This window comes from Streptomyces sp. MB09-02B (assembly GCF_033794485.1).
Lineage (GTDB): Bacteria > Actinomycetota > Actinomycetes > Streptomycetales > Streptomycetaceae > Streptomyces.
In genome coordinates, this window is record NZ_JARGEE010000149.1 from 1 (window position 1) to 19,680 (window position 19,680).

Below are 19,680 nucleotides of genomic sequence, written 5' to 3' on the forward strand. Positions count from 1 at the left end.
GAGTGGGGGCGGGGGTGGGGCCATGGAGGGATTATCACGGCCCCCGTGGTCTTTCCCCGGTCAGTACGGCCGTCGGCCCACCCAGTTCCCCGGCGGGTCGAAGTTGGCCACCACGTAGGTCCAGCCGTTGCCGCACCTCGCCTTGGCCGCGCCCACCCGTGTCGAGCCGCGCCAGACCAGCTGGGTGTAGTGGAGGCACTCCCGGTCGTTGACGCAGGAGTTGGAGGGGCGGTCGTAGTCGGACTTCTCGTCGAGCCAGAGACGGGCGGCGTCCGCCAGGGAGTAACGCGGGTTCGACCCCTTGGCCAGGTTCTCGCCGTACCGGCTGTTCGAGTGGACGAGCGTGCAGTCGGCGACCCGCACCCGCGCCCAGGAGCGGGCCTGCGCGGCGACGGACTCGTCCCAGACCAGCGGGGGGACGCCGACGCCCGCCCGAGCCTTGTTGACGACCGTCAGGAAGCTTCTGACCTCCGGTTTCGGCGCGACCGGGAGGGCCGCCACCGACCCGGCAGCGGTCGCCTCGACCCCGGTCACCCCGGTCACCCCGGTCACCCCGACGCCGGTCACCCCGGTCGCCGTCGTGTTGACCGTCTCCATGACCGTGGGCCGGGGGCCGACGGCCTGGGCCGCCCCCGGAGCGAGCGCCAGCGTCGCCGCCGCGGTCGCCGCGGCCATCGTCCGCGCCCTGTCCCGTCGCACCACTCGTGCCTCCTTCTGCTCCGACTCTCCAACTGCCGTACCGGCGCAGCTACTTGTAGGGCAGGACCGGGACCGGGCGGGTGCGGACGGGATCACCTGCCATCCCATCGGGGGAATCGGAGCAGGACCGGGTTTCGGCGCCCGTGGGCGCCCATGGGCCCCCACCAGGCCCCTCAGGCCCAGGCCCAGGCCATTGCACCGTGACCTCCGGATGGACGCCCGCCGAGACGGTCCGACCGGAGGGCGGCGCCCGTGCGGGACCTCGCCCGGGCGGCTGTGCGGGACTCGTCGGCCATCCGGGCGGGACCGCGTCGGCCATCCGGCCGGTACCTCGCCGGACTTCCGGGTTCACCCGCCGTTGGCCCGTGGAACTTCTCAAGTTCAGTTAAGGGAAGGCAAAGCGCGCTCAAAGGTTGGCCCACGATCGTCTTTCGACATGGACCAGACCCTTCTCGTGGTCGCCGATCTGGCCGCCATCTCCGTGCTGACCTTCGCGGTCTACTTCCCGCGCCACCACCGCCGGGACCTCATCGCCGCCTTCCTCGGCGTCAACGTCGGCGTCCTCGCGGTGGCGATGACGCTCAGCTCGTCGTCCGTCGGCATCGGCCTCGGCATGGGGCTCTTCGGCGTCCTGTCGATCATCCGGCTGCGGTCCAACGAGATCGCCCAGCACGAGATCGCGTACTACTTCTCCGCGCTCGCCCTCGGTCTGCTGGCCGGGTTGCCGGAGCGGGTCAACATCCTGTCGACGCTGCTCATGGCACTGATCGTCGCCACGATGTACGTCGGCGACCACCCCCGGCTGTTCGGCCGGTACCGGCAGCGCAGTCTGCGTCTCGACGCCGCGTACACCGACGAGGACGCCCTGCGCGCCCACCTCGAAGTGCTGCTGGGCGGGCGGGTGGTGAACCTCTCCGTGCAGAGCGTCGACCTGGTCAACGACATGACCCTGGTCGACGTCCGCTACCTCGTCACCGGCGAGGGCCCGCGTGCACCGCGCGCACCGCGCGAGGCCGGCGGCCGGGTCGAGCGGGAGCACGGGGTCCGGGCATGACGGCCCTGGACTCCGTGGCGCCCGTGGTCGGGTCGCTGCGCCCCATAGGCCTCGACGAACTCGTCGACCGCGCCGAGCTGCTGACCCGGCTGGACCGCAAGTACATGCTGCCCCTCACCGACCTGCCCTTCGTGGTCGGCGGACTGGAGGGTGGGGGCCCCTCCCGGTCGAGCGAAGTCGAGACTGGGGGAGTACAGGTCCTGGAGGTCGACGGCGAGCGGCAGTTCGCGTACCGGTCCGTGTACTTCGACACCCCGGACATGGACGGCTACCTGGGGGCCGCCCGTCGCCGTCGCCGCCGTTTCAAGCTGCGGATACGGACCTATCTGGCGTCCGGGCAGCACTTCCTGGAGGTCAAGACGCGCGGTCCGCGCGGCACCACCGTCAAGCAGCGGGTCCCGTACGACGGGGAGCTGGGGCGGCTGGGCCACGAGGCGCGGGCGTACGCCGACGACGTGCTCCGCGCGGCGGGCATCGACTCCCACGGCTTCCGCCTGGTGCCGGCGCTGACCACCCGCTACCTCCGCACCACCCTCTTCCTGCCGGGCAGCGGCAGCCGGGTCACCGTCGACACCGGCCTGACCTGGGCGCTGCCCGACGGCACCGAGCTGCGCACCCCTGAACGGGCCATCGTCGAAACCAAGGCGGGCCGCGCCGGATCGGGCGCCGACCGGCTGCTGTGGTCGCTCAGGCACCGGCCCTGCCCTGTTTCCAAGTACGGCACCGGGCTCGCCGCGCTGCGGCCCGACCTGCCCGCCAACCGCTGGCTGCCCGTCCTGCGGCGCCACTTCCCCACCGCACCGGCACTGAACGGGAGCCCCGCATGAACATCCGCATGAACATCCGCATGAACATCCGTAGGAACACGTGGAACACAGGTAACGCGCGAAGCACACGCAACGCGTGGACGCGGAACGCGTGGCGGAGAAGGGCACGCGGGCTCCGTACGAAGACCGCGGGCTCCCTCGCCTCCGTCGTCCTCGCGGCCGCCGCGCTGGCCGGGTGCTCCGCCGGGAGCGACTCCGGCTCGGCGTCGTCCGACTCCTCGGCGAGCGCGAGCGCGGCGGCGGCCGTGGACGGGACGCGGAACGCGGCGGCCGTCCTCGCCGACAACGAGGAGACGCACGCCGAGGACGGCGACACCGCGTACGAGGAGGCCGACGAGTCGGCGGCCGTCGCCATCGCGCTGAAGGGAGACTCGGCCTCCGCCGAGGGCAAGGGCGAGGGGGTGGACGTCGACGGGTCCACCGTCACCATCACCTCCGGTGGGACCTACGTGCTGAGCGGGTCCCTCGACGACGGGCAGATCGTGGTCACCGCCCCCGAGGCCACCGTGAAGCTGGTCCTGGACGGCGTCGACATCTCCAGCTCCTCCGGGTCGGCGATCGCCGCGACCGAGGCCGAACGACTGGTCGTCGTCCTCGCGGGCGGCAGCGAGAACAGGCTGAGCGACACCGACTCCTACGCCGACGACGCCGAGGCGAACGCCGCCCTGTACAGCGCGGGCGACCTGACGATCGGCGGCAGCGGCTCGCTCACGGTGCAGGGGAACGGCAACGACGCCATCGCCGGCAAGGACGGTCTGGTCGTCGAGGGCGGGAACATCACCGTCGAGGCCGCCGACGACGGCATCCGGGGCAAGGACTACCTGGTCGTGAACGGCGGCACGGTCACCGTGACGGCGAAGGGAGACGGGCTGAAGTCCGACAACGCGGACGAGGAGGACGCGGGGTACATCGCCGTCGACGGCGGCACGGTCTCCGTCACCGCGAACGGGGACGCCGTGGACGCCGCCACCGACCTCGTCGTCACCGGCGGCGAGCTGACCGTGCGGGCCGAGGCCTCCGACGACACCTCGGCGCACGGTCTGAAGTCGGGTGTGATCACGGTGCTGGAGGGCGGCACGGTCGACGTGGACGCCTCCGCCGACGCTCTGCACGGCGACGCGGCCGTCCACCTCAACGGCGCCGACGTCACCCTCGCGGCCGGTGACGACGGCATCCACGCCGAGGGCGACCTGGTCATCAGCGAGGGCACCCTGGACATCACCGGCTCCAACGAGGGCCTGGAGGGCAAGGACATCCTGGTCAGGGGCGGTACGTCGAACGTCACGTCCAACGACGACGGGGTCAACGCGTCCGGCAGCGAGGCGACGTCAGAGGACGAGGACGCGCAGGGGGGCCGGGGCGGCGGCCCCGGCGGCGGAGGCGGCGGCGGAGGCGGAGGCGGTGGCATGGAGGTCGGCGACTACTCCGCCAAGGTCACCGGCGGCACGCTCGTCCTCAACTCCCAGGGCGACGGCTTCGACTCCAACGGCGCCGCCGAGATCACCGGCGGCACGATCGTCGTCAACGGCCCCGAGACGGGCGGCAACGGAGCGCTCGACGTCAACGGCAGCTTCACCGTCGGCGGCGGCACGCTGCTCGCCTCCGGCAGCGCGGGCATGGTCGTCGCACCGGACGAGGAGTCGGAGCAGGGCTGGCTGTCGGCGACCCTGGACGCGTCGGTCGGGGCGGGCACCACCCTGCACATCGTCGACGCGGACGGTGACGTCGTGGCGTCGTACGTCACCTCGAAGACCATCCAGAACGTCGTGTACTCGGGCGCCGGGATCAAGAGCGGCGAGGAGTACACCGTGTACTCCGGCGGCTCCACCTCCGGTTCCGAGACCGGCGGCCTCGCCGGTGCGGGAAAGCTCGGCTCGGCGGAGAAGATCGCCACGGTCACGGCGGGCGAGGCCCCGGAGGGCGGCTTCGGCGGCGGTCCGGGTGGGGGCGGCGACCGAGGCCAGTAGCGGTAGCGGCACCGTCGGGTGACCCGGTCGTCGGGACGGACGGCGCCGCTCGTCCTCGGTGGCTAGGCGGGTGTCCCGAAGTTCTGGGTCCAGTAGTTGCCCGGCTGGGCCAGGCCGATGCCGATCTCCTTGAACCCGCAGTTGAGGATGTTCGCCTTGTGGCCGGGGCTGTTCATCCAGCCGTCCATGACGCTCGCGGCGGTGCCGTACCCGGCGGCGACGTTCTCGCCCGCCGAACGGAAGGAGTACCCGACGCGGGAGAGCCGCTCACTCATGTCCGAACCGTCGGAGCCGGTGTGGGACATGTTCCGGTGGTCGGCCATGTCCTGGCTGTGGTCCTGGGCGGCCTTGGTGAGCTTGGCATCCACGGTCACCGGCGAGCAACCGGCCTTCTCGCGTTCGGCGTTGACCAGGTTCAGCACCTGGGCCGTGGGTCCGGATGCCGTGTTGCCGGTGGAGGCGGCGGGAGCGCGTTCGGCCTGGGTGGCCTTCGGGGCGCTCGGCGGCGGTGTGGTCCTGTCGGGCGTGTCGGCGGCCTCGGGGGTGGACTTGGCCTTCGGCTTGGCGGACTTGGAGGGGGACGCGCTCGCCTTGGCCTTGGAACGCGACGGACTCGGGGAGCTCTCCGGAGTGTCCGGGGCGCTCTCGACGGAGGGCGTCGCGGACGCGGAGGGTGTGCGCGACGGCGCGGCCGGAGCCGGCTCCCGCTTCTCCCCTCCCCACCAGGAGGAGGCCACGTTGCTCCAGTCGCCCAGCCCGACCCCGCCGGCCCACGCGGCTGTGGGGATGCCTATGGCGCCCACGGCCACCACGAGGGCGGTGGCGACGGCTATCTTCCGGCGTGTCGTCCTGGGCTGCCGCGCCGCCGACCGTTTCGTCCTACGGCGGTGACTGTTCGTTCGTCTCGTGCGTGTCATACGTGGCCTCACTGAATGGTCCGACTTCGACGCAATCGACCCCTTGGCAGGCCGTGGCCCTGGTGAGCCCGGTCATTATGGGGACCCCTCGCCGCACCGGGCAACGAACACGTGTGCTGCCCCCGGGACGCGTCGACGAGGCCTCCCAAGGGGGTCGGGGTGTACGCGTCCGGCGGGTCGCCGTGTGCTCCCGAGTGCCCGAACCCGCCCTGGGACCAGGCAGAAAGCCGTTGCGCCGACGACGTCGGAGCGGGATTCGTCGCTCCGGACGATCAGTTGGATTCGCCGTGTGTGCGACAAATGCCGGATGAGGCTTCGAGGGGAGTCATTTGTCGCTTTGATGAAACGGATTGATCGGTTCCATCGTGTGCAATTCGGTCGTGACGCATGTCACCCGATTCGAGGTGTGTGCGTGACGGGCGCAGACTGGATGGAGAAGCGGAGATCGCACAGACCCCGCGGTGATCCAGTCGTGGAGGAATCATGACGGCAGTCACGCGGACGGGAGCCCCCGTGCTGATCGAGGGCGACGGTCTTGAGGTACGCGTCCAGGAGATCGGCGGCGGTATGACCGTCGCCTTCATCAAGCTCCCCCAGGGCACCGACATGGCACCGGCGCTCAAGGGACTCCCCGACGACCTGTGCCAGTGCCCCCACTGGGGCCAGGTCGTCAGCGGCCGGCTGAGGATGCGCACCAAGGAGGGCGAGGACTTCTACGAGGCGGGGCAGGCCTACTACTGGTCCCCCGGCCACTCGCCCGAAGCCCTGGAGGACGTCGAGCTCGTCGAGTTCTCCCCGACGAAGGAGTTCCTGGAGGTGATGGACCACATCCAGTAGCCGCCGCGATTCACCCGTGCGCGCGTGGCCGTTCTCAGCCCAGGAGCCGGCCCCGCGGGTCCACCCGTACCGCAGGGTCCGCAGGGTGAGCAGGGACCCGCCCCAGGGGCTCCGTCCCTGAACGGCGGCCGTCGCTCCCCCGACGGCGGCCGTCAACTCCCTTCCGGATTCCCGGAATCAGGGCGGCAACCTTTCAAGAAGCCGCGACCACACATGAGTCGGAACCCCCTTCACGGGGGCCCCACACGAACCACGTGTTCTCCCGAACCACGTACGTTACGTAAGGACTCATCAGTGGCTTCTGCCTCCCCGCGCCCGTCCCACCGCCGGTCCCTCCGCAAGCGGCGGACCCTCGTGGTCTCCGCCGCAGCCGTGGCCGCCGCTGTCGGTGCCGGCGTCCTCGTGATGAACGCCAGCGCCAGCCCCACCGACCTGTACCACCAGGTGCTGCCCGCCAAGGACGGCTGGGCGGCGTCCGGTTCCGGTACGACCGGCGGCGCGAAGGCCGACGCGGCGCACACGTTCACCGTGTCCACCCGGGCGGAACTGGTGAAGGCGCTGGGCTCCGCCACCGACACCACGCCCCGCATCATCAAGGTCAAGGGCACGATCGACGCCAACACGAGCGACTCCGGCAAGAAGCTGACCTGCGCGGACTACGCCGCCGGCACCGGCTACTCGCTCTCCGCGTACCTCAAGGCGTTCGACCCCGCGAAGTACGGCAAGAAGGTCCCGTCGGGCACCCAGGAGACCGCCCGCAAGGCCGCTCAGGACAAGCAGAAGAAGAACATCGTCCTCAGGGTGCCGTCCAACACCACCATCGTGGGCGTACCCGGCACCAAGGCCGGCATCCTCGGCGGCAGCGTCCTGGTCCAGAACGTCAAGAACGTCATCATCCGCAACCTGACCTTCGCGGACACCCAGGACTGCTTCCCGCAGTGGGACCCGACCGACGGCTCGGCCGGCGAGTGGAACTCCAACTACGACTCCGTCACGCTGCGCGGCGCGACCAACGTCTGGGCGGACCACAACACGTTCACCGACGCGCCGACCTTCGACAAGACCGAGCCGACCCACTTCGGCCGCAAGTACCAGGTCCACGACGGCGCCCTCGACATCACCAACGGCTCCGACCTGGTGACCGTCGAGCGCAACCAGTTCCTCAACCACGACAAGACGATGCTGATCGGCTCCAGCGACACCGACAGCACGGGCAAGCTGCGCGTGACGATCCACCACAACCTGTGGAAGGGGATCGTGCAGCGGGCTCCCCTGGCCCGCATCGGCCAGATCCACCTCTACAACAACGTCTACGACACGACCACGGTCAACGGCTACGCGCCCAAGTACAGCATCGACTCCCGCGCCAAGGCCCAGGTCGTCGCCGAGCGCAACGTCTGGAGGATCCCCGCCGACGCGAAGGTCGCCAAGCTGCTGAGCGGCGACGGCACGGGCTCGCTCGCGGGCACCGGCAACATCGTCAACGGCAAGGCCACGGACATCGTCGCCGCGTACAACGCCGCGAGCTCGAAGAAGCTGAAGACGACCGTCAACTGGACCCCGGCCCTCACCGCCGGCCTCCAGACCACGGTCACCAGCCTGCTGACCGACCTGACCGGCACGACGGGCGCGGGCACGCTCTCCTGACAGCCCCCTGTACGTGACGTCGCCCGGCCGCCCTTCTCCGACGGCCGGACGACGTCACCGTGCCCGCGGCACGGGGGTCCGCGGGCACACCTCACGCAGGGGGCGAGCCGACCGGGCCGTTCGCAGGCCGCAATGAAGCCCGTCGGCCACGCCGCCGGGTCTCAGAACCCCAGATAGGTGATCTGGACGACGTACACCCGCTCGCTGCGCACGACGACCCGGTACGTGAACATGCCGCCGGGAACGATGATGTCCCCGCCCGGCGTACTCCCACTTCCAGCTCACGTGCGGACTGCCCTGATGGCCTCGTCCAGGACGGCGGTCAGTTCCCGCAGGGCCTCCTGCGCGACGACGCCTGCGTGCTCATGGTGTCCTCCAGAGGTGCCCCGGCCGGAGTATCCGGCCAGGGACACGGTGGAGCCGGACCGCGAGCCGGGCGGGGCACGGGCACAGGGCGTCCCCAAGACGCGCCGCACTCCGTGCCGCCGCGGGGCCGCGCCGGAGGCGCGCGTGCCTGCGCTCTCGCAGGCTGTCGCGGTTCACGGCTGTGCCTGGGTGCTCAGGGGCGTCGCGCTGGTTGGGGCGTTGGGGCTCTCGCCGGGGATGGCGGAGACCACATGCCGCGCCGCGCACCCCGGGCAGAGTTTCGGATCGGGGCCGCGGTAGCCGAGGTCTTTCTGAGCGCCGGTGGAGGCCGACTACTGTTCGTGTTCGGCCCGGCGCAGGAGGTCGCGTTCCCGGCCGGTCTGGGTGTCGGGAGAGTCCTCGTGGTCGATGACGATGGTGTCGTCGGCACCCTGGGCCCGGAGATGGGCCCCGTAGGCGTCGGTCGCCCTCACCAGAAGAGCGTCCTGGTGGGTCGCGGGCCAGCTCTGGAGCAGATAGGACTCGACCGGCTCATCCACCACTGTCCGGTCGACAGCCGTGTCCCTGCCCCGGGCATGGACCCGCAACCGGTAGCGGCCCGGCCCTCGCGAGGCCAGCGAGGGCAGGTCCACGGGGTCGTCCATGAGGGGAGCCACCAGCGCTTCTCCGGACGGGGATCGCCATGAGATCTCGGCGATCTCCTCCCAGTCCGCAGCGGGGTCGGGCTGCACGGCATGCAGCTCGACGGTCACCCGGACGTTGCCGGTGTGGATCCCGGTCGACACCTCGATGGTTCCGTCGACGGCCGACACGAGGCCGTTGTGAGACGCGTCGAGGTCATCGACCACGGGCCCCTCCGGATCCGAGATCCGGAAGAGGTGATACTCGGTGTGCACCAGAGCGGTTCTGGCACCCCGCACAAGCTGCTCCACCTCTCCACCTCTCCACCTCTCCCGCTCACTCCTCCCGGTGGTCCTACCGGGCCACGAACTGCGTGAGGATCGCCTGTACCTCGTAGATGTCCACGCCCTTGGTGAACGTCTTCTCGATCGGTTCGTGGGTGCCGGAGAGCCAGATCTTCAGTTCGGCGTCGAGGTCGAAGTGGCCGGCCGTCTCGACCGCGAAGTGCGTGATGCTGCGGTACGGGACCGAGTGGTACTCGACCTTCTTGCCGGTGATCCCCTGCTTGTCGATGAGGATCAGCCGGCGGTCGGTGAACAGGATGGTGTCGCGGATCAGCAGGAACGCCGCGTGAACCTGCTCCCCGTGACCCAGCAGGCGTCCGTAGTCCTGCTGGGCCTTGCCGGGATCGACCGTGTGCGCGTTTCCGAACAGTGCCATGCACAGAGAGACGCACACCCGGACATACGGGGTTGCTTCCTCGCCAGGAAGCTTGCGATTTACGCCGGTTCGCCGCCGAAGCGGTCCTTGTAGGCCTCCAGGTCTTCTTCCGTCAGCTTGGCGAAGAGGACCGGGGGGACGGTGAAGGGGGTGCCGGCGGGAACGGAGGTGAGGGACCTGGCCTCGTCCGGTGTGATCCAGGTGGCGGTGTCGTCCTGCAGGGCGAACGCGGCGCGCATGGTGGCCGAGGACGCCGGGATGAAGGGCTCCGAGACCACCGAGTAGAGGTGGATGAGGTTCATGGCGGTGCGCAGGGTGAGGGCCGCGCCGTCCTGGTCGGTCTTGATCTCCAGCCAGGGGGCCTTCTCCTCCAGGTAGGAGTTGCCCGCCGACCACAGGGCGCGCAGGGCCGCGGCCGCCTTGCGGAACTGGAGCGCCTCCATCTGCGCCTCGTACTCGGCGAGGAGGCGGGCGATCTCCTCGCCCAGCTTCGCCTCCGCCTCGCCGGGGGCGCTGCCCGCCGGGACCTCCTCGCCGAACCGCTTCTTCGAGAAGGACAGCACGCGGTTGACGAAGTTGCCGAGGGTGTCGGCGAGGTCCTTGTTGACCGTGGCGGTGAAGTGCTCCCAGGTGAAGGACGAGTCGTCCGACTCGGGGGCGTTGGCGATGAGGAAGTAGCGCCAGTAGTCCGCCGGGAGGATCTCCAGCGCCTGGTCGGTGAAGACGCCGCGCTTCTGCGAGGTGGAGAACTTCCCGCCGTAGTACGTCAGCCAGTTGAAGGCCTTGACGTAGTCGACCTTCTTCCACGGCTCACGGATGCCCAGCTCGGTCGCCGGGAACATCACGGTGTGGAAGGGGACGTTGTCCTTGGCCATGAACTGGGTGTAGCGGACGGGGTTCTCGCCGAGGTCCGCCTCGTACCACCACGACTTCCAGTCCCGGTTCTCCGGGTCCAGGTCCGACCACTCCTTCGTCGCGCCGATGTACTCGATCGGGGCGTCGAACCAGACGTAGAAGACCTTGCCCTCGGCCGCCAGCTCCGGCCAGGTGTCGGCCGGGACGGGGACGCCCCAGTCCAGGTCACGGGTGATGGCGCGGTCGTGCAGGCCCTCGTTCAGCCACTTGCGGGCGATGGAGGACGACAGGTGCGGCCACTCCTCCTCGTGCGCCGCGACCCACGCCTCGACCTCGTGCTGCAGCTTCGACTGGAGGAGGAAGAGGTGCTTGGTCTCGCGGACCTCCAGGTCGGTGGAGCCGGAGATGGCGCTGCGCGGGTCGATCAGGTCGGTCGGGTCCAGGACACGGGTGCAGTTCTCGCACTGGTCGCCGCGGGCCTTGTCGTAGCCGCAGTGCGGGCAGGTGCCCTCGACATAGCGGTCCGGGAGGAAGCGGCCGTCGGTCGGGGAGTACACCTGGCGGATCGCCCGCTCCTCGATGAAGCCGTTCTCCTTCAGGCGCCGAGCGAAGTGCTGGGTGATCTCGACGTTCTGCGGGGAGGAACTCCGGCCGAAGTAGTCGAAGGCCAGCGCGAAGCCGTCGTAGACCGCCTTCTGCGCGTCGTGCGCCTGGGCGCAGAACGTGTCGACGGGCAGGCCCTGCTCCTTCGCGGCCAGCTCGGCGGGGGTGCCGTGCTCGTCCGTCGCGCAGATGTAGAGGACGTCGTGGCCGCGCTGGCGCAGGTAACGGGAGTACACGTCCGCCGGGAGCATGGACCCCACCATGTTGCCCAGGTGCTTGATCCCGTTGATGTACGGAAGGGCGCTGGTGATGAGGTGTCGAGCCATCGGGGGATGCTCCCAGGTCGGTCGTTTTCGTGAGTCTTGAAATCCTAGCCGACATGGGTGTGCCGCCCGCCTCCCGTTTTGACGGGTGGGAAGCGGGCGGCACGGGTGGTGCGGGTGGTGCGGTCGGGTACGGGGGGTTACGGGCGCCAGGTGGACAGGATGCCCTCGTAGACCTCGGCGTCCGTCAGTTCGCGGGGGGTCTCGCCGGCCAGGAAGTGGGACGTGTTGGGCGTCTTCAGCTTCCGGAGATAGTCGAAGGCCTTGTTCTCCGGGTCGCCGAACGCGACGAACGCGAAGTGGACGGCCGGGTGGTTCTTCGCGGCGTCCGCGAGCGCCTGGTTCGCCGGGGTCTTGGCGTCCGGGGCGCCGTCGGTCTGGAAGACGACGAGGGCGGGGGTGCCGGGGGTCGCCTTCTGGTGCTGGGCGAGGACCTCCTCGACGGCCACGTGGTAGCTGGTACGGCCCATGCGGCCGAGGCCGGCGTGCAGGTCGTCGACCTTGTTGTCGAACGCGTCGAGGGTGAGTTCGCCGGTGCCGTCCAGTTCCGTGGAGAAGAAGACGACGGGGACGGTGGGGGGCTGCTCGGGGTCGAGGTGGGCGGCGAGGGCGAGGGTCTGCTCGCCGAGGGCCTGGGCGGAGCCGTCCTTGTAGTAGCCGCGCATGGAGGCGGACCTGTCGAGGACGAGGTAGACCTTGGCGCGGGCGGTGGTGAGGTTCTGCTTGGCGAGTACGTCGTGGGCGGCGGTGTAGGCGGTGCGGAGCCCTCCGGGGATGGGGGCGGAGGGCACGGCCTCGGCGGCGCCGTCGGCCGTGTCCGTCTTCCCACCCGCACCACCCGTGCCGCTTTCGTCGTCGGCCGCGGGTGCCACCTGTGGGGCACCGTCGCCGTCGGCGACTGCGGCTTCGGGGGTGGTTTCAGGAGCGGCTTCGGGGGTGACTTCGGGGGTGGCTTCATCGGCCACGACGACCAGATCCGGGGCCGCGGTGGGCTCGGAGGGCTCGACGGCGACCGGTTCGGGGGCGGTGGCCGGTTCGGCCGCGACCGGTTCGGGGGTGGTCTGCGGCTCCGGGGTGGCTTCGGGTTCAGGGGTCGCGGCCGGCTCAGACGTGGCTTCCGGTTCGGCGGCGACGGCGACGGCCGGTTCCGGGGTGGCTTCCGGCTCGGTGACCAACTCCGGGGCCGGGGTGACCTCGGGTTCCGGAGACGTTTCGGGCTCCGGCGCGGCCTCAGCGGCAGCCTTCGGCTCCGGCTCGGCCGACGCCTCGTCCTCGGGCGTGGCCTCGGGCTCCGCCTCCGCTACGGGCTCATCGGCAGCCACCTTGGCGGCCTCGGGCTCCGGCTCGGCGTCCTGCGTCGCCACCGGCTCGGTGTCCGCAGCCACGGGCTCGGCGTCCGCCTCCGGCTCGGTGTCCGCAGCGGCGTCGGGCTTCGGCTCGGTGTCCGCAGCCACGGGCTCGGCGTCCGCCTCCGGCTCCGGGGTCGCCTCAGGCTCGGCCCTGACCACCGGCTCAGGCGCCGTCTCGGCGGTCGGCGCGGCGGGCTCCTCGTCGGCCTGCACCTTCACCTCGGCCTCAGCAGGCACCTCGGCTTCAGCAGGCACCTCGGCTTCAGCAGGCATCTCGGCTTCAGCAGGCATCTCGGCTTCAGCAGGCATCTCGGCTTCAGCAGACACCTCGGCCTCGGCGGCAGCGGTGGGCTCGGTGTCGGCGACCGGCGCGCGCTCGACGACGGTCTCCGGCTCCGCGTCGGCCACCGGCGCAGCAGCCTCCACCTCATCGGCAGCCTCGACGACCGCCGTCGGCTCGGCCTTGTCGGCGGCCTCGGCCTCGGCGGACGCCTCTGTCTCAGCCGCGGCGGGCACTGCGGTCTGGGCGACCGGCTCGGCCTCGCTCTCCGGCGTCTCGGCCTTGGCCTCCGCCTCGGCTGTGGCCTCCGCCTCGGCTGTGGCCTCCGCCTCGGCCTCGGCGGGCACTGCGGTCTCGGCGACCGGCGTCTCAGCCTCGGCGACCGGCGTCTCGGCCTTGACCTCGGTCTTCTCCCCGGCCACTGCTGTCGGCTCCGTCGCCGCAGGCTCCTCCTTCGGCGTGCCCCCAGCCCCAGCCTCAGCCTCACCCTTCGGCGTTCTCTCGGGGGTTTCGCTGGTGCGCGGCTTCGGGACCGTCACGTTGTCGAAGGCCGCGGAGACGAGGTCGTCGGCGACGGAGGAGGAGGTCGAGGGTGCGGGCTCGGTCGCCGGGGCCGGGACCCTCGGCTCGGCGGCGGCCTGCTGCGGCGCGGCCCCCTCGGCCGTCGCCGCGGAGGTGTCCTCCGGGGCGGAATCCCGCTCCGCCTCCTGCGAAGGAACCGTGTCGCGCCCCTTGCGTGAGCGGCTGAACGCATTCCGCAGGAGAGAGAGAATGCCCATGTGCGCAACCCTTCGGGTGAGTTGTAGCCCGTCAATCCCTGGCCAGGACGGACACGTAAGGTTAGCGGCCGGGCGTGGCGATCTTGGGGTGGGGCAGGGGCCTTTCCGTATCCCCGCCGCTCCGCGCTGTCAACACCACCTCAACTGCCGCAGGTTCACCCCCTGTTCACCTCGCGTCCCCGTTCTCGAACACACGCCCCCCTAGCGTCGCGCTCAGACCAAAAAGGCACATAAGAGCATCGAGGAGCGCGCTGTGCGCAAGCTGCTGCCCATGATCGGCTCGCATCCCGGCGGCCGTTCCGCCCTGACCTGTCGGTTCCGCTGTGGTGACGCCTGCTTCCACGAGGTGCCGAACACCAGCACCAACGAGTACGTGGGCGACGTGATCGCGAGCGCGCTCAGCCGTCGCTCGGTGATGAGGGCCGCCGCCGTCGTCTCCGTGGCCGGCGCGGCCGGTACGGCCGTCTCGCTCGGCACCGCCCGCCCCGCCGCCGCGGCCACGTCGGCGGACGCCGCAGGGGCGGCAGGGTCGGCCGGAGCCGCCGGGTCCAGGACCCGGCCCAAGGCCGCCCGCGGTCTGCGCTACACCTCCGTCGCGCCCAACACCGCCGACACCGTCACCGTCCCGGACGGGTACAAGCAGAACGTCGTCATCCGCTGGGGCGAGCCGATCCTGCGCGGCGCCCCCGCCTTCGACCCGGAGAAGCAGACGGCCAAGGCCCAGGCCGGCCAGTTCGGGTACAACTGCGACTTTCTGGCCCTGCTCCCGCTCCCCGGCGAGCGCGGCCGGCAGCTGCTCGTCGCGAACCACGAGTACACCGACGAGGTGCTCATGTTCCGCGGCTACGACGCCGCGAACCCGACCCGCGACCAGGTCGAGATCGCCTGGGCCGCCCACGGACTGTCCGCCGTCGTGGTCGAGGAGGACCGGCGCACCGGCAGGCTCACCGCCGTCCCCCGGCACCACCTCAACCGCCGGGTCACGGCGACGACCGAGTTCCGGCTGACCGGCCCCGCCGCCGGCTCCGACCTGCTGAAGACCTCCGCCGACCCGACCGGCCGCAAGGCCTTCGGCACCCTCAACAACTGCTCCGGCGGCACCACCCCCTGGGGCACCACGCTGCACGGCGAGGAGAACTTCAACCAGTACTTCGCCAACAGCAGCCGTACGACCGACAAGCGCTACGGCATCGGCACCGGCGCCAGCGAGCGCAAGTGGGAGCGGTTCGACAAGCGGTTCGACGTCGCCCAGGAGCCGAACGAGGTGCACCGTTTCGGGTACGTCGTCGAGTTCGACCCGTACGACCCGACGTCCACGCCGCGCAAGCACACCGCCCTCGGCCGCTTCAAGCACGAGGCCGCGACCATCCGGCTCACCGCCGACGGCCGCCCCGTCGTCTACTCCGGTGACGACGAGCGCTTCGACTACTTCTACAAGTTCGTCAGCAGCAAGCGGATGAAGAAGGGGTCGAGCCGCGCCGTCCGCGAGCACAACCTCTCGCTCCTCGACGAGGGCACCCTCTACGTCGCCAAGCTGACGGGGGACTCCCCGGCGATCGAGATCGACGGGACGGGCAAGCTGCCGGCCGACGGCGAGTTCGACGGCAGCGGCGAGTGGATCCCGCTGGCCACCGCCACCGCCAAGGGCGCCGTCTCCCATGTGGACGGCATGACCGCCGACGAGGTCTTCGTCTTCACCCGGCTCGCCGGTGACAAGGTCGGCGCCACCAAGATGGACCGCCCCGAGGACATCGAGCCCAACCCGGTCACCGGCAAGGTCTACGTCGCCCTCACCAACAACTCCAACCGCGGCGTCGGCTCCAACCCCAAGGCGGACGAGGCCAACCCGCGCCACGCCAACAAGCACGGCCAGGTGCTGGAGCTCACCGAGCGCTGGAACCGGCCCGAGAGCACGAAGTTCGCCTGGCTGCTCTTCCTCGTCGCGGGCGACCCGGACGACCCGGCGACCTACTTCGCCGGCTTCCCGAAGGACGACGTCTCCCCGATCTCCTGCCCGGACAACGTCGCCTTCGACCGGTACGGCAACCTGTGGATCTCCACCGACGGCGCCCAGCTCGGCTCGCACGACGGACTCTTCGGGGTCGCGACCCGGGGGGAGCGGCGCGGTGAGCTGAAGCAGTTCCTGACGGTGCCGAGCGGTGCCGAGACCTGCGGCCCGATCATCCAGGACCGCCGCGTCCTGGTCGCCGTGCAGCACCCGGGCGAGCTGGACGGAGCGACCGTCGAGAACCCGAAGAGCACCTGGCCGGACGGGCCGGGCAAGTACGTCCGCCCGGCGGTCGTCGCCGTGTGGCGGGCGGACGGCTGCGACATCGGCGTCTGAGCGACACCGGCGCAGACACAGATGCGGGCCGCCCTCCTGTCGGGGAGGGCGGCCCGCACGTTTTCGCGCCGGGGCGTGACTCAGGGGGCGAGGCAGCTCACGGCCGGGGCGCCGGCCGGGTCGAGCAGCGCGGCCGGGTCGACGAGGGCGGTCGGGTCGGCGGCCAGCTCCGTCACGGCGGCGGGCGTCTCGGCGAGACACGTGACGGTCCCGACCGGGTCCGGGACCGCGTGGGCGGCCGGGGCCATGGCGCCGGCGAGGGCGAGGGTACCGAGCAGGACGGTCGCGGTGCGACGCATGAAAAATCCCCTTATAGGTAGGGCGGTTGAACAGGATTGATCATGTCTGCTTTTCGGCTGCGAATTCGCCCCCCGTCACCCGTGCGGGGATGACGTAACGATTCGGCGCCCTGCGCCGGGTTGACCTGCGCCGGATTGACCTGCGCCGGATTGACCTGCGGAGCTCGTGGTTCAGCGGGGCGACGTGATCGTCCGGGCCGCCGCCACCTCCTGGCGGAGCGGCTCCAGCACACTGCCCGGCGGTCCGCTGAGGTCGGAGCGCACCTCGTACAGGGTGTCCGTCTTCCGCAGACCGTCCGCCAACTCCCTGAGCTGCAGGGTGACTTGGTCGACCTCGGCGGCGGACGGCGGCTCCGCGCCCTGCTTGATCCGCACCCTGGCGGCCGTCGTCGCGTCCACGATCCGCTCGACCGCCACGACCAGCGGCCACCAGGCGGCGGCCCGTCGGCCGACGGGCGGCGGTTCGGTCAGGGCCCGCTGGAACTCCGTACGGACGGCGGACAGGTCGCGGTAGAGGCGGCGGCGTGTCCGGGTCCGCTCGGAGGGGTCGGCCGGGGTCTTTCCGAAGGCGCGTTCCACGTACGAGGCCGTGTCGGCGACGGCGTCCGCGAGCCGGTCGCCGACCCGGGCGTGCCAGCTCTCCGGCCAGAGCAGATAGCCCGCGACCAGGGCGATCGCGCAGCCCATGAGGGAGTCGACGAGGCGTGGGACGAGCAGATCGGCGCCCTGGTGGTTGAGGGTGTCCGAGAGCAGCAGGATCACCGGGGTGATGGCGGCCGTCTGGTAGCCGTAGCCCCGGGGTGTGAAGACGGGGATGAGCGGTGCGAGGAGCAGCATCACCGGCACGTCCCACCAGCCGCGCGGCACCTCCGTGAGGATCGCGGCCGCGACCACCAGCCCCACGACCGTGCCGAGCGCCCGCAGCAGCGCTCGGGAGAACACCGACCCGAAGTCCGGCTTCAGGACGAACGTGATGGTCAGCGCCACCCAGTACGAGCGGGGCACGGGCACGAGCGACACCAGGGCCTGGGCGATGCCGATGCACAGCGCGAGGCGCAGGCCGTAGCGCCAGGAGGTGCCGGAGAGGGCGACGTTCCGGGCGACCCGGGCGGCGCGCACGCCCAGCGGCGCGGGGCGGCCGGCCCGGTCGCCGGCCTTCTTCAGCGCGTCCGGCGACTTCTCGGCGGCGACGTCGGCGGCGTGCCGCAGCGCCTGGTCGACCGCCCGCCCTGTCGCGCTGCCCGGCTCCGGCAGCCGCAGCCCGAGCGGCCCCGAGTACCCCGTCTCGACGGCCTCCGCGAGATGCCGTACGGCCACCGGGATCTCGGCGGGCAGCGGCCGGCCGGAGAGCCGTACCGCCGGGGCGGCCTCCACCAGCGGGGTGATCGCGTTCAACTGGGCCAGCAGGCGCACGAGTTCGGGGCTGCGGCCGTGGTGCCGGGCGCGGCGGGCGAGGACCAGGTCGTAGGACTGGTTGAGGGACTGGGTGACCAGGACCCGCGCGTCGTCGTACGTGTCCTTGCCCGCCGCACCCGGCGCGTCCGGCGTCATGGTGGCGAGGAGGTCCGCGACCTTGCGGTAGGTGTCGGCGACGGCGGCCCGTTCCGGTACGCCCGCCCTGAGCGGCCAGGCGAGCAGGGCCAGCGCGAGGACGAGGAAGCCGCCGCCGGTCATCAGCAGCGGGGCCAGCCACCACGGGCCCGGCATCGGGAGCCCCGCGCCGATCACCGAGTTGAGCAGCAGCAGGAGCCCCGACACGGAGGCCACGGCGCCGATCGACGAGATCATCCCGGAGACGAGCGCGACCCCGGTGAGGACCCCGACGGTGACCCAGCCCTGCCCGTACGCCAGCGAACCGAGCGTGATGCCCACGGCGGCGAACAGCTGGGGGACCGCGATGTTCAGCAGCCGCATCCGGTACGCGGCCGCCGTGTCGCTGATGACGCCCGAGAGGGCACCCATGGAGGCGAGCGCGCCGTACTCGGGTCGGCCGGCGGCGAGGCCGAGCACGAGCGGCAGCGTCAGTGCGATCGCCGCGCGCGCCACGGCCGGCCGGTTGACCGGCGCGGGCTGCGGCCGGAGGTTCCGCACCAGCCAGTCGGGCGGGGTGAGGCCGATGGGGAGCGTGCGGGGCATGCGCCCATTATGGCCGGGGGCGATCGGGGTTTCCGGGGGGTGTTCGTGACCTTTTGGTTCACCCGCGGCGGTGCAGCGAGAGGTCCACGACGACGGCGTTGTGATCGGTGCCGGACAGCTTCAGGAAGCGGACCTCGCGGGCGGAGAAGTCCTCGTCGGAGACGAGGACGTGGTCGATCTGGGCGCCGATCCTCGGGGTCGTCCGGGAGGGCCAGGTCGGCCTGCGGTCCTGCCCGGTCAGCCGGGCGGCGTCGCTCATCCCGGTGTCGAGGATCGAGCGGAAGACCGCGTGGTCCTGGGTGGCGTTGAAGTCCCCGGCCAGGATGGTGGGCGTCTCGGTGTTCTCCGCCGCGTACGCGCGGAGCGCGCCGAGCTCCTGCCGCCAGGTGTCCAGCTGCCCCGGCAGCGGCGGCATCGGGTGCGCCAGCTGGAGCCGTACGGGGTGGCCCTCGACGTCGGCGACGGCACCCGGCATGCCCATCGAGCCGGGGATCGGGTCGGCGGCCTTCAGCGGGTACCGGCTGAGGATGACGGAGCCGGTGGAGCCGTAGCCCTCGACGGACTGCCGGTGCGGGTAGTCAGGGGTCCGGCCGCTCAGGTCGCCGAGCGTGTCGCGGAGCTTGGCCGAGCAGGTGAGTTCGCACTCCGGGACGAAGACGATGTCGGGGCGGTCGCGGCGTACGGCCTTGACGAGGGCGTCGGTGCCGTGGCCGAACTGGACGTTCGACGTCATCACCCGCACCTGGGCGAGCACCGGCCCGGTCGGCTCGTCCGCCTTGCCGTACGGCTCGATGTACCAGGCGAGCGCACCGAGGAGCACCACGCCCCAGGTCAGGCCGATCCAGCGGCGGGCGAGGAGCGAGAGGAGAAGGGCGAGGGCGGTGGGGGCGAGCAGCCAGGGCAGGAACGCGAGGAGTTGGGGGACCGGGGTGAAGGCGTCGATGCCGACGGCGCGGGAGCCGACGACGAGGGTGACGCCGAGGAGGAGCAGGGTGGCGAGGAAGGCCTTGCCGCCGTGCCGCTTCCGCGGGCGGGGTCCGGCTGCCGGGGCGGGTTC

16 protein-coding genes are annotated in these 19,680 nt (G+C 71.3%); 6 read left to right on the top strand and 10 right to left on the bottom strand.

What is annotated here, in order from left to right; all coding sequences use genetic code 11:
• Positions 1 to 60: 60 nt before the first annotated feature.
• Positions 61 to 702, bottom strand: a complete 642-nt coding sequence (locus P1P70_RS21325; RefSeq protein ID WP_319240154.1) for a pathogenesis-related family 1 protein — start codon at positions 700 to 702, stop codon at positions 61 to 63.
• A 433-nt stretch (positions 703 to 1,135) separates the two neighbouring features.
• Here P1P70_RS21325 and P1P70_RS21330 point away from each other — a divergent pair, with 433 nt between their 5' ends.
• From P1P70_RS21330 to P1P70_RS21340, 3 genes are read left to right on the top strand one after another with little or no spacing between them, the layout of a single operon-like run.
• Positions 1,136 to 1,753 (top strand): DUF4956 domain-containing protein, encoded by a 618-nt coding sequence (locus tag P1P70_RS21330; RefSeq protein ID WP_319240156.1) that lies wholly within the window; start codon positions 1,136 to 1,138, stop codon positions 1,751 to 1,753.
• The gene (locus P1P70_RS21335; RefSeq protein WP_319240158.1) at positions 1,750 to 2,580 is read left to right on the top strand and encodes a VTC domain-containing protein; all 831 of its coding nucleotides are present in this window, start codon (positions 1,750 to 1,752) and stop codon (positions 2,578 to 2,580) included. Before P1P70_RS21330 ends, P1P70_RS21335 begins: the two co-directional genes overlap by 4 nt.
• Positions 2,577 to 4,547: a carbohydrate-binding domain-containing protein gene (locus P1P70_RS21340; protein ID WP_319240160.1), complete on the top strand. Its 1,971-nt coding sequence runs from the start codon at positions 2,577 to 2,579 to the stop codon at positions 4,545 to 4,547. Before P1P70_RS21335 ends, P1P70_RS21340 begins: the two co-directional genes overlap by 4 nt.
• Before the next feature lie 62 nt (positions 4,548 to 4,609).
• On the opposite strand, the gene P1P70_RS21345 is transcribed toward P1P70_RS21340, so the two are convergent.
• A complete protein-coding gene (locus P1P70_RS21345) occupies positions 4,610 to 5,464 on the bottom strand; it encodes a CAP domain-containing protein (RefSeq protein WP_319240162.1) in 855 nt (284 codons plus the stop codon).
• Between the two features lie 483 nt (positions 5,465 to 5,947).
• On the opposite strand from P1P70_RS21345, the gene P1P70_RS21350 reads away from it, so the two are divergent.
• Positions 5,948 to 6,301, top strand: a complete 354-nt coding sequence (locus P1P70_RS21350) for a hypothetical protein (RefSeq protein WP_319240164.1) — start codon at positions 5,948 to 5,950, stop codon at positions 6,299 to 6,301.
• A 294-nt stretch (positions 6,302 to 6,595) separates the two neighbouring features.
• Positions 6,596 to 7,948 carry a polysaccharide lyase family 1 protein gene (locus P1P70_RS21355; protein ID WP_319240166.1) on the top strand — a complete coding sequence of 451 codons (1,353 nt, stop codon included), beginning with the start codon at positions 6,596 to 6,598 and terminating at the stop codon, positions 7,946 to 7,948.
• Between the two features lie 281 nt (positions 7,949 to 8,229).
• Here the strand turns inward: P1P70_RS21355 and P1P70_RS21360 are convergent, their stop codons facing one another.
• From P1P70_RS21360 to P1P70_RS21380, 5 genes are all read right to left on the bottom strand, one after another.
• Positions 8,230 to 8,361, bottom strand: a complete 132-nt coding sequence (locus P1P70_RS21360; protein WP_319240168.1) for a hypothetical protein — start codon at positions 8,359 to 8,361, stop codon at positions 8,230 to 8,232.
• 285 nt (positions 8,362 to 8,646) lie between these two features.
• Entirely contained in the window at positions 8,647 to 9,246 is a 600-nt protein-coding gene (locus P1P70_RS21365; protein ID WP_319240170.1) for a hypothetical protein, read from the bottom strand.
• A 43-nt stretch (positions 9,247 to 9,289) separates the two neighbouring features.
• Complete coding sequence (locus tag P1P70_RS21370) at positions 9,290 to 9,655, bottom strand: PH domain-containing protein (RefSeq protein WP_319240172.1); 366 nt, start codon at positions 9,653 to 9,655, stop codon at positions 9,290 to 9,292.
• Between the two features lie 59 nt (positions 9,656 to 9,714).
• Positions 9,715 to 11,439 (bottom strand): methionine--tRNA ligase, encoded by a 1,725-nt coding sequence (metG, locus tag P1P70_RS21375; RefSeq protein WP_319240174.1) that lies wholly within the window; start codon positions 11,437 to 11,439, stop codon positions 9,715 to 9,717.
• 137 nt (positions 11,440 to 11,576) lie between these two features.
• Positions 11,577 to 13,844, bottom strand: a complete 2,268-nt coding sequence (locus P1P70_RS21380; protein ID WP_319240176.1) for a VWA domain-containing protein — start codon at positions 13,842 to 13,844, stop codon at positions 11,577 to 11,579.
• A 253-nt stretch (positions 13,845 to 14,097) separates the two neighbouring features.
• Between P1P70_RS21380 and P1P70_RS21385 the strand changes: the two genes are divergently transcribed.
• Positions 14,098 to 16,188, top strand: a complete 2,091-nt coding sequence (locus P1P70_RS21385; RefSeq protein WP_319240178.1) for a PhoX family protein — start codon at positions 14,098 to 14,100, stop codon at positions 16,186 to 16,188.
• An 80-nt stretch (positions 16,189 to 16,268) separates the two neighbouring features.
• Here the strand turns inward: P1P70_RS21385 and P1P70_RS21390 are convergent, their stop codons facing one another.
• From P1P70_RS21390 to P1P70_RS21400, 3 genes are all read right to left on the bottom strand, one after another.
• Positions 16,269 to 16,487 (bottom strand): hypothetical protein, encoded by a 219-nt coding sequence (locus P1P70_RS21390; protein ID WP_319240180.1) that lies wholly within the window; start codon positions 16,485 to 16,487, stop codon positions 16,269 to 16,271.
• Positions 16,488 to 16,658: 171 nt separating this feature from the next.
• Positions 16,659 to 18,623 carry an FUSC family protein gene (locus tag P1P70_RS21395; protein ID WP_319240182.1) on the bottom strand — a complete coding sequence of 655 codons (1,965 nt, stop codon included), beginning with the start codon at positions 18,621 to 18,623 and terminating at the stop codon, positions 16,659 to 16,661.
• Between the two features lie 58 nt (positions 18,624 to 18,681).
• Positions 18,682 to 19,680: endonuclease/exonuclease/phosphatase family protein (locus P1P70_RS21400; RefSeq protein ID WP_319240183.1), on the bottom strand; the 999-nt coding region annotated here is incomplete at its 5' end.

Bases quoted from the DNA above. Each gene is read 5' to 3' on its own strand.
- P1P70_RS21330 (WP_319240156.1), top strand. From the start codon at position 1,136: ATGGACCAGACCCTTCTCGTGGTCGCCGATCTGGCCGCCATCTCCGTG.
- P1P70_RS21335 (WP_319240158.1), top strand. From the start codon at position 1,750: ATGACGGCCCTGGACTCCGTGGCGCCCGTGGTCGGGTCGCTGCGCCCC.
- P1P70_RS21340 (WP_319240160.1), top strand. From the start codon at position 2,577: ATGAACATCCGCATGAACATCCGCATGAACATCCGTAGGAACACGTGG.
- P1P70_RS21345 (WP_319240162.1), bottom strand. From the start codon at position 5,464: ATGACACGCACGAGACGAACGAACAGTCACCGCCGTAGGACGAAACGG.
- P1P70_RS21350 (WP_319240164.1), top strand. From the start codon at position 5,948: ATGACGGCAGTCACGCGGACGGGAGCCCCCGTGCTGATCGAGGGCGAC.
- P1P70_RS21370 (WP_319240172.1), bottom strand. From the start codon at position 9,655: ATGGCACTGTTCGGAAACGCGCACACGGTCGATCCCGGCAAGGCCCAG.
- metG (WP_319240174.1), bottom strand. From the start codon at position 11,439: ATGGCTCGACACCTCATCACCAGCGCCCTTCCGTACATCAACGGGATC.
- P1P70_RS21380 (WP_319240176.1), bottom strand. From the start codon at position 13,844: ATGGGCATTCTCTCTCTCCTGCGGAATGCGTTCAGCCGCTCACGCAAG.
- P1P70_RS21390 (WP_319240180.1), bottom strand. From the start codon at position 16,487: ATGCGTCGCACCGCGACCGTCCTGCTCGGTACCCTCGCCCTCGCCGGC.
- P1P70_RS21395 (WP_319240182.1), bottom strand. From the start codon at position 18,623: ATGCCCCGCACGCTCCCCATCGGCCTCACCCCGCCCGACTGGCTGGTG.